We start from the raw sequence: 11,851 nt of genomic DNA, 5'->3' as shown, positions 1-11,851 counted from the left end.
GCCCCGTGAAGACGCTGACGCTGTTGCGCCATGCCAAATCGGGCTGGGACGATCCGGTGGCGCGTGATTTCGACCGCCCGCTCAATGCGCGCGGGCGGCGTGCGGCGGTGACGATGGGGCGGCATGTCCGTGACTTGCAGCTGCGGTTCGATGCGGTCGTTGCCTCGCCCGCGACCCGTGTCGATGAAACGGTCGTCGAGTTCGAGCGCGGGCTGGGACGCGCGCTGATGCCGGCATGGGACCGGCGGCTGTATCTCGCCGCGCCGACGACGTTGCTCGACGTGGTGCATGAATGCGGGGCGGGGGCGGAGTCGCTGCTGCTGGTCGGGCACAATCCCGGGCTGGAGGAGCTGACGCTGCTGCTGGTGTCCGAAGATGGTAGCGCGCTGCGTGAGGCGGTGGCGGAGAAATATCCGACCGCGACGCTGGCCGAGCTGACGTTCAATACCGACGACTGGGCAACCGTGACCGCAGGCAGCGGGCGACTGACCCGCTTCATCCGGCCGCGCGACGTCGATCCGGCCTTGGGACCGGATGGCGACTGACGGCCGTCGCCGGACGGAGCGGGCGATCAGCAGCGAACGTTGGCGGGCGTCGCCGCACGTACCGCACATTGCGGATGACCTGATATGGTGACCTGCGCGTCGGGCCCGGCGGTGATCCGCGCGGTGCTGCGTGCGGCGGCGCGGACGATCAGGTCGCCCGCCGCCTGAACCGTCGTGCGCTCGGCCAGCAGCGTGGCGGCATCGATCGTACCCGGGCCGTTACCCGCGAGCCGCGCCTCGGTCGTGCGGCCCGAAGCGGTGATCGTGCCCTCGCCGACCAGTGTCGCGTCAAATCGTTCGGCATCGACGCGCGCGACCGAGACGCTGCCGGCCCCGGCGATCGAGACGGTCGCGCGTGTGCCCCGCAAGGCGTCGACACTGACGGTGGCGGGGGCGAAGAGCGCGACGGTGTCGAGGCGCGGGGTGGTGACGATGATCTCGGCGGTCTCGGAAAAGCCGCGGGGCGCACGGATCGTCAGCGTGGTGCCGTCGACGCGCAGGTCGAGCGCGTCGAGCGTCGCCCGCGCGGCGGCGGTGCCGCGCACGCCATTGCCCCCGCCGGTCACGACGCGCAGCGATACCGGCGCCTCGACCCGCAGCCGCTCGATGCTGCCGACCGGCCAGCGCCGCTCGGCGGCCCCGGCGGGGGTGGCAAGCAGCGCGACGAGTGCGATCAGCCCCCGCACCGCACCGTGCCGGAGCCGGCCTTGCGGACCGTGCAGCGCGCCCCGCCGCCGAGATCGACATCGCCCGAGCCGACGAGCGACACCGTCGCCGGACCACGAACGGTGGCGCGGATATTGCCCGAGCCGGCCGACTTGATCGCGGCCTCGCGCGCGACCAGCCCCGTGGCGTCGACGTTGCCCGACCCGGCGAGGTTGAGCGAAAGCTGCCCGGTCTGACCCGATGTGGCGATGTTGCCGGAACCGGCGAGCGACAGCGCAAGCGAGTCGGCCGCGACCTGCGCGATCCGCAGGTTGCCCGATCCAGCGAGGCGCGCGTCGAAGCCGCCCCCGCGCACCTGGTCGATGGTCAGATCGCCCGAGCCGTCGAGCGACGCGGCGGTCAGCTTCGGCAGCGTGACGTAGACGCGCGCGTTGCCCCGCGTCCCGCTCCAGCGCCGTGAGACGATCAGGCGATCGCCGTCGCGCGAGATCGTCAGCTTGGCGAGGATTTGCGGATCGCCCTCGGCCCGGACCGAGAAGCTCCCGCCGACGCGGACGTCGATGTCGTCGCTGCCCGCCAGCTTGACGGCGGTGAAGTCGCGCACCGCATAGGTTCGCGTCGCACCGGATCCTTGCGCCGGCACCTCCTGCCCTTCGATGTTGGCGTTGTTGCCACATGCGACCAGTGGAAGCAGCGCCGCAAGTATCATCGACCGCATCATCCGTCTCTCCGTTGTGTGTTGCTATGTTAATACACACAAGAAAGGTGCACAAACGAAAAGAGGCGACCGTCGCCGGCCGCCCCTTCTGCATGCAACAGGGTGGTGCCGCGTCAGGCGGGCACCTTGTCCTTGTTGTAGATCGCCGCGGCCTTGCGGAGGATGTCGAGGATCTTCTCCTGCGCGGCCGGCTCGTCGATCTGCTCCATCGCGGCGAGTTCGCGCGCGAGGCGGCTGCACGCGCCCTCGAAGATCTGCCGCTCGGAATAGCTCTGCTCGGGCTGGTCGTCGGCGCGGAACAGGTCGCGGACCACCTCGGCGATCGACGCGAGGTCGCCCGAGTTGATCTTCGCCTCATATTCCTGCGCGCGGCGCGACCACATGGTGCGCTTCACCTTGGGCTTGCCCTTGAGCGTCTCCATTGCCTCGCGCATCGTCTTGTCCGACGACAGCTTGCGCATGCCGACCGATTCGGCCTTGTTGGTGGGGACGCGGAGCGTCATCCGCTCCTTTTCGAACCGCAGGACGTACAGCTCCAGCTGCATCCCGGCGATTTCCTGTTTCTGCAACTCGATGACGCGCCCGACGCCGTGCTTGGGGTAAACGACATAATCGCCGACATCGAAATGCAGAGCCTTGGCAGCCATAGGTGGCCTTTCCAATGTTGTGGCCCCAACAGGCTCGACCCGTGGCGCAGGCGCCGCGTTGCCGGTCGGGCTGGGGCAGAAAGGTTGGACGTCTCCGGCGGACGCTGAGGAAGCGCCCGTGCCGGACGTATATAACCCAGCCGCAATAAAATTTCCAGCCTGTTTAGGGCAGCGAGGCTGACGGGGCGGAACTTTCTTACAACGCGGGCGTGTCGTGACGCGCGAGCCAGGCGCGCAGGATGCCCACAGTCTCGGCGGGACGATCGCTGAGCGTCCCGTGCGCCGCGCCCGGGATCACCGCCACTTCCGCACCGCCGGGCACCTGCGCGGCGAAGCGCAGCGCGGTGACGGCGCGCGCTTCATCATATTGGCCGACCATGAACAGCGTGCGGGCGCCGTCCAGATTGGCGAGCAGCGGCGTGCCGTCATAGTCGCGCAGCGTGCCGGTCGCGACGAACTCGCTCTTGCCCCACATCGTCTCGTAGAGCCGCTGGTCGAAGCCGCGATTGCCGGGTGCGCGTGCCGCCGCGCGCAGCGCGGGCGAGGCGTCCTCGCGGCGATTGTAGTGGCGGTAGAAGACCTCGGTGGCCGCGTCGCACGCGGCCGGGGCGGGTGGCGAGGACCCTTCGCAGGCGAGCAGCGCGTCGCGCGCCGCGCGGGGCAGCGCGGCGCGTAACGCATCGGCGTCGGCGAGCCACGCGCGCGTCGCAATCAGCGGCCCGCCGAGCACGGCGCTGGCGAGTTCCGCCGGGCGGCGCGCGGCATATTCGAGCGCGATCGTGCCGCCCCAGCTGATGCCGCAGACGTGCCAGCGTTCGACGGCGAGCCCGCTGCGGATCGCCGCCAGCTCGTCGACGAAGCGCGCCACGCGCCAATTGGCGGGGTTCTGTGGCCAGTCCGACCGGCCGCTGTCGAGCTGGTCGTAGAGGATCACCGCGCGCTCGTCGGCGAGCGCGAGCGCGTCGAGCATTCCGGTGTGCGTGCCGCCGGGACCGCCATGGATCAGGACCAGCGGCGGGCGTGGGCCATTCAGGTCACCGTTGACGCGGACATAGACGCGGCCGCCGGGCACCGCGAGCATCGCCTCGCGGTCGGGGGGCGGGTAGGCGGCGTCGCGCGCGAAGGCCGGCAGCGGCGCCAGCGCCGCGGCACCGCCGGCCAGCAGCGCGCGGCGCGTCAGCCGCATCCGCGTCAGTCGCCCTTGCCGGGCTCGGGCGAGAAGAACTTGTCGTACTTGCCCTCGACGCCCTTCATCTCGTCGGCGTCAGGCGGGGTCTGGTCGAGCTTGCGCGTGACGTTGGGCCATTGCGCCGAGAAGGTGTTGTTCAGCTCGAGCCATTGCTCCAGCCCGCTTTCGGTATCGGGCAGGATCGCCTCCGCCGGGCATTCGGGCTCGCACACGCCGCAGTCGATACACTCCGACGGGTTGATGACGAGCATGTTCTCGCCCTCATAGAAGCAGTCGACCGGACATACTTCCACGCAGTCCATGTACTTGCAGCGGATGCAGGCGTCGGTGACGACATAGGTCATGGTCGGCTAATTCCTCACTTCTCGCGCGCCGCTTTCGCGCCGTCGGTGTCGCGCGTCAACGCTCCTGCTGATGAAACCGGCCCGGACAGCGCCAGTTCCTGATAGCAACCCTGCGCTTCCGGGGCGGGGCCGCGGCGTGCCGGCAACGCCTCGACGCGCAGGACGCGCACCCGCCCGGCATGAAAAAAGGTCAGGATGTTGCCGACCCGCACCGGCGCGTGCGCGCGGTCGACGGCGCGGCCATCGATCCGGAAGTGCCCGTCGCAGGCGAGCGCCTGTGCGACGTCGCGCGTCTTCGCGAGCCGCGCGAACCATAGATAGCGGTCGAGCCGCATCGTCGCATCGGTGGTCATCGCCCCATCAGCCCGGCGAGCGCGGCAAAGGCGTTGGCGGGATCGGGCGCGGCGACCTTCGCGCGCGCCCGGCCACGCCAGACGTAATGCGGGGCCGCATCGGGCTTGGCGACCGGGCGGAAGCCGAGTTCGGCCATCAACCGCGCGACCGTCGCGGGTTCGAGCCCGATCGACACCGCCAATCCCGGATCGGGCGCGAAGGGCGCACGGCCGTGCGCGCCGCGCGCGTCATGCGCGGCGCGCGCGACGCGCTCGACGAGATCGATCCGCACCGCCTGTCCGCCGAGCGCGCGAAAGCCCATCAGTGCCACCGCGCCGGGCGCACCGCGCGGCAGCGTCGTCGCGCCGGGCGGCGGCATGGGCGGGGTGGGGGTGCCGTAAGCGGCGAGCAGCGCGCGCCGCCACGCCTGTGCGGCGGGCTTGAGCAGCCGCGGGTCGAACAGGTCGAGCGCGCCGATCGTGATCCGCTGCTGCCGCAGCCAGTGCCGCTGGCCCGGCGCGAGCGCCTCGATCGCGTCGCGGAGCGGCAGGCGCTGCGCGAAGCCTGCACCGGCCTCCATCGCGGCGGCGATGCTGCGCAGCGCGGGGCCGGCCTCGGCGGCGCGGGTCGCCTCGGACAGCGCGGCGAGCGCGGGGAGCGTGCGCGCGATCGACTCGTGCGTCCAGCGTCGCAGCCGCTCGACGACGCGGATGCGTAGCGGCGGGTCTAGACAGTCGAGCGCGTCGTCGAGCACCACCTGCGGACGCGCGAGCGAAGTGCCGCGCGCCAGCCGCGCGACCACCAGCCCGTCGACGGCGATCGTCTCGTCCGCGCCGAGCGCGAGTTGCGTATCCTCGCTGGCGATCAGTGCTTCCGCCCGGCGGCGGCGCTCACCGGCGAGCCGTTTTTCGGCGGTGGCGAGCAGCAGGCGCTTGTCGTGCGCGCGCGCATCAGGGGCGACGACGAAGCGGAAGCCCTCCAGCCGCCCGATCGTGTGGGTGTCGATCGTCACCTCGCCCTGCGCGTCGATCTCGACCGGCAGCGCGCCGACCCCGCCGCCGATCTTCTTCGCCAGCGCGGTGGTGCGCTTGTCGACGAAGCGCTGCGTCAGGCCGAGGTGGAGCGCGTCGGACAACCGCGCCTCGATCTCGAGCGTGCGGGCGGCCCAGGTCTGCGGGTCGGCGAGCCAGTCGGGGCGTTGCGCGATATAGGCCCAGCTGCGGATCGCGGCGATGCGACCGGCGATCGTCTCGACATCCCCCTCGGTGCGGTCGAGCCGCGCGACCTCGTCGGCGAACCATTGGTGCGGGATATACCCTTGCGACAGATAGCCGAACACGCGCCCGACGAAGCGCGCGTGCGGATCGAGCCCGAGCTTGGCGAAATCGGGGATGCCGCACGCCGCCCACAGCCGCGCGACATTGCCGCGCGCTCGGTCGCGGACGCCGGGTTCCTCGGCGAGCCGCTTGAGGATCTTGAGATCGAGCGCTTCGGGGGCGGCGCGCAAGGCGAGATCGTCGGGGCGCTCCGACAGGCTGGCGACCAAAGCGTCGATGCTCGACAGATCGGGGGTGCCGTTGCGCCAAAAGAGCCAGTCGAGTCGCGGGAAGCGGTGGCCCTCGATCGCGGCGACCTCCTCGGGCTCGAAGGCGTCGGGGCCTTCCTCGGTCAGCGCGCCGAACGTGCCGTCGCGCTGGTGCCGCCCGGCGCGGCCGGCGATCTGCGCCATCTCCGACACGCGCAGCCGGCGGCGTTGCTGGCCGTCGAACTTGTGGAGCCCGGCAAAGGCGACATGCCCGACGTCGAGGTTGAGCCCCATGCCGATCGCGTCGGTGGCGACGAGATAATCGACCTCGCCGTTCTGGAACATCGCCACCTGCGCATTGCGGGTGCGCGGGGAGAGCGCGCCCATCACCACCGCGGCGCCGCCGCGCAGCCGCCGCAACATCTCGGCGGTGGCATAGACTTCCTCGGCGGAGAAGGCGACGATCACCGAGCGGCGCGGCAACCGCGACAGCTTCTTCGCGCCGGCATAGCTGAGCGTCGAGAAACGCGGCCGCTCGACGATCTCGATGCCGGGCACCAGCGCGCGCAGCACCGGGCGGAGCGACTCGGCGCCGAGGATCATCGTCTCCTCGCGGCCGCGCGCGCGCAGGATGCGGTCAGTGAAGACATGCCCGCGCTCGCGGTCGCTACCGAGCTGCGCCTCGTCGAGCGCGACGAACGCAACGTCCTGTTGCAGCGGCATGCTTTCGGCGGTGCACAGGAACCAGCGTGCGTCCTTGGGGACGATCCGCTCCTCGCCGGTGATCAGCGCGACGCGATCGGCGCCCTTGATCGCGACGACGCGGTCATAGACCTCGCGCGCCAGCAGCCGCAGCGGGAAGCCGATCATGCCGCTGGAATGCGCGCACATCCGCTCGATCGCGAGATGGGTCTTGCCGGTGTTGGTCGGACCCAGCACGGCCGTGACGCGGGGTCGGTCGAAAGCCACCATGACCTGCCCTACATCGGATGTGCGGCGCGGGGATGCAATTGCTGCAAATCGGGCGCCTCCAGTTCGCCGTCCCAAATCAACGCTCCACCGCAGCGTGACGCTCCGGGGCGCGCGGTTAATTTGACTTTAGCGAATCACGTCCACAACGCTGCGCCTGACGCAGGTCGCCTGGGCGGCGTGCTTTTCGAGAGCGGGGCAGAAGCCGGCGTGTTCTTGCGCGAGCAACAGGGACTGGAATGGGCGGGCGCGGGTGCGTCCGGCCGGGTCGTCCTGCCCCCCGACGATCGCGCGTGGCTGCACCGTGCGCGCGCCGCGGCCCGCGAAACCGACTGGGTGCCCGATCTCGGCCGCGATATCGGCAGCCGGACGTGGTGGCGCGGGCTGGCGACCTGCACCGCTTTGTGCGCGGGCGCGTGGTTGCTGTCGCCGGGCTTCCGGCCGCTGATCGGGGCGAGCGCGCCGGTGATGGGGGAGGCGGCGTTCGAGGAAGCGCGGACGCAGTCGTTCGCGCCGCTCGCGCTGGGGGCGACGACCGGGCGGCGGATGGCGGCGGGGGCGCTGGTCCGTCCGCTGAGCGAAACGCCGGAGCGTCCGCAGATCGAACTGACCGCCGCGCTCGGCGACGGCGACACGCTGGCGGGCACGTTGCAGCGCGCCGGAGTCGGCGGCGGCGAGGCGGCGCGGGTCGCGTCGCTGGTCGGGGCTGCGTCGCTGCGGCCGGGGACGTTGCTGTCGCTGACGCTTGGGCGGCGGCCGACCAAATTCCAGCCGCGCCCGCTCGAGAAGCTCGATTTCCGCGCGGCGTTCGATCTCAACATGACGGTGCTCCGCGCCGGCGAGGGGCTGACGGTGGTGCGCCGGCCGATCGCGATCGACCGCACCCCACTGCATGTCCGCGGGATCGTCGGCGCGAGCCTGTATCGCTCGGCGCGCGCGGCGGGGGTGCCGGCGCGGGTGGTCGAGACTTACCTCAAGGCGCTCGGCGCACACATGCCGATCGAGCGGATCGACCCGAGCGACACGTTCGACATCGTCGCCGACCAGCAGCGTGCCGCGACCGGTGAGGTCGAGGTCGGACAGCTGCAATATGCCGGGCTCGATCAGGGGCGGCAAAAGGTGGCGTTGGTGCGCTGGGGCGACCGCGAGGGCGACGGCGGCACGCTGATGGACCCGGGCGGGCAGGTCGAGCGGCGCGGGACGATGGGGATGCCGGTCGCCGGGCGCGTCACTTCGACGTTCGGGATGCGGATGCACCCGCTGCTCGGCTTCATGCGGATGCACAAGGGCACCGATATCGGCGCGCCTTATGGCAGCCCGATCTATGCCGCGATGGACGGCGTGGTGCAGTCCGCCGGGCGCGCGGGCGGCTACGGCAATTTCGTCAAGCTCGCCCATGCCGGCGGGCTGTCCAGCGGCTACGGCCATATGAGTCGCTTCGCGGTGCGCGCCGGGATGCGGGTGACGCGCGGACAGGTGATCGGCTATGTCGGGTCGACCGGCATCTCGACGGGGCCGCATCTCCATTGGGAGGTGTGGCAGAACGGCCGGCCGGTGAACCCGCGCAGCATCTCGATGAGCAGCCTGCAGGCGCTGCCCGCCGCGACGATCCGCGCGATGAAGGCGAAGATGGCGCGGCTGCTGGATACGCCGGTGCGCTGATCTTGCGGGCGGCGCGTGGCCGACCCACATCGCTGTTTCCATGCCGCTTCATCTCACCAAGGTCGCGTTCGGCGCGGCGAGCGTCGACCTGCTTGCCGAGCGGTTGCAGGCGCGCGCCGCCGCCGGGCCGGTGTTCCTGACCACGCGCTATCTGCCCAAGCGGCACGAGGAGGTCGCGGGGCAGGGGTCGCTGTTCTGGATCATCAAGCACCAGCTGGTCGCGCGCTCGCCGATCCTGTCGTTCGGCGATGCCGAGGGCGGGCGGGTCGCGATCCATATCGATCCCGATCTGCGGCTGGTGCTCGCGCAGCCGCGCCGCGCGCATCAGGGCTGGCGCTATCTGGAGGCGGGCGACGCACCGGTCGATCTGGGCGGCGACGTGGCCGACGGGCTCGCCGCGATGCCGCCGCTGCTGGTGGGCAAGCTGAATGAGCTGGGATTGATCTAGGCCAAGTCCGTCATTCCCGCGCAGGCGGGAATCCAGAACCTCGGACGTTTCGGCTCTTTCGACGGACCTGCGCGTCTGGATTCCCGCCTGCGCGGGGATGACGAATGACGGTTATCAGTCGTGCCTGCGCCCGAAGTCGGCCGCGGCGTCGTCCTGCCCCTGATCGACGATCGACCGCCGGATCGCGCGGGTGCGCGCGAACCGGTCGTGGAGCGCGTCGCCGTCTCCCCAGCGGATCGCGCGCTGCAACTGGCTGAGATCCTCGCTGAAGCGTTGCAGCATCTCCAGCACCGCGTCCTTGTTCGACAGGAACACGTCGCGCCACATCACCGGGTCCGACGCGGCGATGCGCGTGAAGTCGCGGAACCCGCCGGCCGAAAACTTGATGACCTCCGATTGGGTGACCTGTTGCAGGTCGTCGGCGGTCCCGACGATCGTATAGGCGATCAGATGCGGCAGATGGCTGGTGACCGCGAGGACGAGGTCGTGGTGGTCGGGCGCCATGCGCTCGACATCCGCGCCGAGCCGCCGCCAGAAATCCTCGACGCGGATCGTCGCCGCCTCGTCGCTGTCGGGCAAGGGCGTGACGATGCACCAGCGACGGCGGAACAGCGTCGCGAAGCCCGCCTCCGGCCCGCTCTGCTCGGTGCCCGCGACCGGATGCGCGGGGACGACTCGCGCCGCGGGCAGCACCGCCGACAGCGCCTGCGCGACCGACGCCTTGCAGCTTCCGACATCGCTGACGATCGCATCGGCGGGCAGATCGGCAGCGATCTCGGCGGCGACCGCGCCCATCGCGCCGACCGGCACGCACAGGATCACCAGATCGGCGTCGGTCACCGCCGCGCCGGCATGATCGGCGACATCGTCGAGCAGGTCGATCCGCCGCGCAATCTCGCGCACGCCCGCGTCGGCGTCATGCCCGGTCAGCCGCACGGTCGGCATATATTGCCGCACCGCGCGCGCGATCGAGGAACCGATCAGCCCGAGGCCGATGATCGAGACACGCGCGAACGGCAGCATCAGCCGCGCTCGACGCCTTTATCGGCGGGGGCGGCGTGCGCCGGGGCCGCACCACGCTCGACCAGCTCTCGCAGCGCCGCGGCGACGCCGCGGGTCTCCGCTTCGGTGCCGATCGTGATGCGCAGCCCCTGCGCTAGCCCCTGCCCCGGCAGCCAGCGGACGATAAAGCCCGCATCCATCAGCCCCTTGTACGCGGTCTCGGCGGTCAGCTCGCCCTCGAACACCACCAGCACGAAGTTCGCCTCGCTCGGGATCGCGCGCAGCCCGGCATTGCCGAGCTTGGCGATTTCCTCGGCGAACCACGCCCGCCATTCGGCATTGTGCGCGCGGGTGTGCTCGACGAACGCGCGATCCTCGATTGCGGCGACCGCGGCGCGCTGCCCGCCGATCGTGATGTTGAACGGCAGGCGGATGCGGTGCAGCGCCTGGACGATGTCGGCGTGCGCATAGCCCCAGCCGATCCGCTCGGCGGCGAGGCCGTGGATCTTCGAGAAGGTCCGTGTCACCAGCACGTTGCGTGCGGTCTTCGCCAGTTCCAGCCCGCCGTCGTCATCGCGGTCGGCGAGATATTCGGCATAGGCCTGATCGAGCACCAGCAACACGTTGCCGGGCAGATGGGCATGGAGCCGCGCGATCTCGGCGGCCGGCGCGAAGGTGCCGGTCGGGTTGTTGGGGTTGGCGACATAGACGACGCGCGTCCGCTCGGTAACGCAGGCGATGATCGCGTCGACGTCGGTGGCGTAATCGCGGTCGGGCGCGATCACCGGCGTCGCGCCGACTCGCCGCGTCGCGATCTCGTAGACCGCGAAGCCGTAGCGGACGAAGATCACTTCGTCGCCCGGCCCGGCGAAGGCCCCCGCGGCGAGGTGCAGGATCTCGTCCGAGCCGTTGCCGTAGATGATCCGCGCCGCGTCGAGCCCGAAGCGCGCCGCGATCGCCTCGCGCACGATCGCGCCGCTGGCGTCGGGATAGCGCTCCAGCGTGTCGGCGGCCGAGGCGAAGGCGGCGCGTGCGGCGGGCGAGGTGCCGAGCGGATTCTCGTTCGACGACAATTTGGCGACCTTGCGACCGTCGTCGGTGGTCGAGCGCCCCGGAATGTACGGGGCGATGTCCATGATCCAGGGCTTGGGAGCGGGCGCGTTCGTCATGGCCGATGCGGGTAGCGCGCGCGCGCCGCGGGGGGAAGGGGCGGAACCCTTAAAGCTGCGCGTCGGGCTTGTAGCCGACCTCGGCGATCGTGGTGCCGTCGGGGTTGCAGCCGTCGCGGAAGAGCGCGTTGACCTTCTGGCGCTGCGCCCAGGTGAGGCTGTCCCAATCCTCGCGGTCGTTGCTGGGGTGGCGTTCGCCGCTGCTGCGCACGCGACGCCGGTTCGCGCCGGTCCCCGCCGCCTGCGCGCGCGCGCGTTCTGCCTGCGCGGCCTTGAGCGCATCGTCGAGCGCGCCGGCGTCAACGATCTGTTCGAGCTTGTCGAGAAACGCCTCGAACAGCGCCTCGGGAATATGGTTGGTCGGCGACCCGCTGAGCGCGAAGGTGCTGCCGGCCAGCTTGACGGTGAAGGCGACGATGCCGTTCTGCAGCTGCCACCAGCGGCTGCCGCCCTTCACGGCGCCGGCCGCGCGCTCGGCGAATTGCTCGCGGCTGCGCGCGATCCCGTCGAGCAGCGGGCGGCGAATCTTCGCGGGGTCGTCGGGCTTGATCGCGAACGCCTCGGCCAGCCCTTCGTTGTCGATAAACCCCGCAAGTGAACTGAGTAATTCCATAAGCGCCTCCATGCCCCGCGG

Annotated in this window: 13 protein-coding genes; 3 read left to right on the top strand and 10 right to left on the bottom strand. The window is 70.8% G+C overall.

Going from position 1 to position 11,851, the window contains the following annotated elements:
• Positions 1-5: 5 nt before the first annotated feature.
• A complete protein-coding gene (locus FHS97_RS11415) occupies positions 6-545 on the top strand; it encodes a SixA phosphatase family protein (RefSeq protein WP_184037500.1) in 540 nt (179 codons plus the stop codon).
• A gap of 26 nt (positions 546-571) precedes the next feature.
• Here the strand turns inward: FHS97_RS11415 and FHS97_RS11410 are convergent, their stop codons facing one another.
• The 7 genes from FHS97_RS11410 to FHS97_RS11380 all read right to left on the bottom strand — a co-directional run bounded on the left by FHS97_RS11410 (position 572) and on the right by FHS97_RS11380 (position 6,939).
• Positions 572-1,231, bottom strand: coding sequence for a GIN domain-containing protein (locus FHS97_RS11410; RefSeq protein ID WP_184037497.1), 660 nt, complete (start codon positions 1,229-1,231; stop codon positions 572-574).
• Positions 1,219-1,932 carry a head GIN domain-containing protein gene (locus tag FHS97_RS11405; RefSeq protein ID WP_246346620.1) on the bottom strand — a complete coding sequence of 238 codons (714 nt, stop codon included), beginning with the start codon at positions 1,930-1,932 and terminating at the stop codon, positions 1,219-1,221. The genes FHS97_RS11410 and FHS97_RS11405 overlap by 13 nt, the downstream gene beginning before the upstream one ends.
• Positions 1,933-2,042: 110 nt before the next feature.
• Entirely contained in the window at positions 2,043-2,576 is a 534-nt protein-coding gene (locus tag FHS97_RS11400) for a CarD family transcriptional regulator (RefSeq protein ID WP_022684772.1), read from the bottom strand.
• A 196-nt stretch (positions 2,577-2,772) separates the two neighbouring features.
• Entirely contained in the window at positions 2,773-3,762 is a 990-nt protein-coding gene (locus FHS97_RS11395; protein WP_184037494.1) for a proline iminopeptidase-family hydrolase, read from the bottom strand.
• Positions 3,763-3,767: 5 nt separating this feature from the next.
• Complete coding sequence (fdxA, locus tag FHS97_RS11390; RefSeq protein WP_058754475.1) at positions 3,768-4,109, bottom strand: ferredoxin FdxA; 342 nt, start codon at positions 4,107-4,109, stop codon at positions 3,768-3,770.
• Positions 4,110-4,123: 14 nt separating this feature from the next.
• Positions 4,124-4,462 carry an RNA-binding S4 domain-containing protein gene (locus FHS97_RS11385; protein WP_246346619.1) on the bottom strand — a complete coding sequence of 113 codons (339 nt, stop codon included), beginning with the start codon at positions 4,460-4,462 and terminating at the stop codon, positions 4,124-4,126.
• The gene (locus tag FHS97_RS11380) at positions 4,459-6,939 is read right to left on the bottom strand and encodes a helicase-related protein (protein WP_184037491.1); all 2,481 of its coding nucleotides are present in this window, start codon (positions 6,937-6,939) and stop codon (positions 4,459-4,461) included. Before FHS97_RS11380 ends, FHS97_RS11385 begins: the two co-directional genes overlap by 4 nt.
• A 207-nt stretch (positions 6,940-7,146) precedes the next feature.
• On the opposite strand from FHS97_RS11380, the gene FHS97_RS11375 reads away from it, so the two are divergent.
• Together FHS97_RS11375 and FHS97_RS11370 are read left to right on the top strand one after the other, a co-directional pair.
• Positions 7,147-8,598 carry a peptidoglycan DD-metalloendopeptidase family protein gene (locus tag FHS97_RS11375; protein ID WP_184037488.1) on the top strand — a complete coding sequence of 484 codons (1,452 nt, stop codon included), beginning with the start codon at positions 7,147-7,149 and terminating at the stop codon, positions 8,596-8,598.
• A gap of 40 nt (positions 8,599-8,638) precedes the next feature.
• A complete protein-coding gene (locus tag FHS97_RS11370) occupies positions 8,639-9,046 on the top strand; it encodes a DUF1489 family protein (protein ID WP_184037485.1) in 408 nt (135 codons plus the stop codon).
• Between the two features lie 114 nt (positions 9,047-9,160).
• On the opposite strand, the gene FHS97_RS11365 is transcribed toward FHS97_RS11370, so the two are convergent.
• From FHS97_RS11365 to FHS97_RS11355, 3 genes are read right to left on the bottom strand one after another with little or no spacing between them, the layout of a single operon-like run.
• Positions 9,161-10,069, bottom strand: a complete 909-nt coding sequence (locus FHS97_RS11365) for a prephenate/arogenate dehydrogenase family protein (protein ID WP_184037481.1) — start codon at positions 10,067-10,069, stop codon at positions 9,161-9,163.
• A complete protein-coding gene (hisC, locus tag FHS97_RS11360; RefSeq protein WP_184037478.1) occupies positions 10,069-11,217 on the bottom strand; it encodes a histidinol-phosphate transaminase in 1,149 nt (382 codons plus the stop codon). Before hisC ends, FHS97_RS11365 begins: the two co-directional genes overlap by 1 nt.
• A 49-nt stretch (positions 11,218-11,266) precedes the next feature.
• Entirely contained in the window at positions 11,267-11,830 is a 564-nt protein-coding gene (locus FHS97_RS11355; RefSeq protein WP_184037475.1) for a hypothetical protein, read from the bottom strand.
• Positions 11,831-11,851: the final 21 nt, after the last annotated feature.

It is taken from the genome of Sphingomonas endophytica, from assembly GCF_014199415.1.
Taxonomy (GTDB): domain Bacteria; phylum Pseudomonadota; class Alphaproteobacteria; order Sphingomonadales; family Sphingomonadaceae; genus Sphingomonas; species Sphingomonas endophytica.
Note: the sequence above shows the minus strand (reverse complement) of the source record. Positions and strands in the feature narration are given on the sequence as shown.

What these genes read in the sequence shown, in the direction of transcription:
- FHS97_RS11405 (WP_246346620.1), bottom strand. Translation starts at nt 1,932, where the DNA reads ATGATGCGGTCGATGATACTTGCGGCGCTGCTTCCACTGGTCGCATGT.
- FHS97_RS11400 (WP_022684772.1), bottom strand. Translation starts at nt 2,576, where the DNA reads ATGGCTGCCAAGGCTCTGCATTTCGATGTCGGCGATTATGTCGTTTAC.
- FHS97_RS11395 (WP_184037494.1), bottom strand. Translation starts at nt 3,762, where the DNA reads ATGCGGCTGACGCGCCGCGCGCTGCTGGCCGGCGGTGCCGCGGCGCTG.
- fdxA (WP_058754475.1), bottom strand. Translation starts at nt 4,109, where the DNA reads ATGACCTATGTCGTCACCGACGCCTGCATCCGCTGCAAGTACATGGAC.
- FHS97_RS11385 (WP_246346619.1), bottom strand. Translation starts at nt 4,462, where the DNA reads ATGACCACCGATGCGACGATGCGGCTCGACCGCTATCTATGGTTCGCG.
- FHS97_RS11380 (WP_184037491.1), bottom strand. Translation starts at nt 6,939, where the DNA reads ATGGTGGCTTTCGACCGACCCCGCGTCACGGCCGTGCTGGGTCCGACC.
- FHS97_RS11370 (WP_184037485.1), top strand. Translation starts at nt 8,639, where the DNA reads ATGCCGCTTCATCTCACCAAGGTCGCGTTCGGCGCGGCGAGCGTCGAC.
- FHS97_RS11365 (WP_184037481.1), bottom strand. Translation starts at nt 10,069, where the DNA reads ATGCTGCCGTTCGCGCGTGTCTCGATCATCGGCCTCGGGCTGATCGGT.
- hisC (WP_184037478.1), bottom strand. Translation starts at nt 11,217, where the DNA reads ATGACGAACGCGCCCGCTCCCAAGCCCTGGATCATGGACATCGCCCCG.
- FHS97_RS11355 (WP_184037475.1), bottom strand. Translation starts at nt 11,830, where the DNA reads ATGGAATTACTCAGTTCACTTGCGGGGTTTATCGACAACGAAGGGCTG.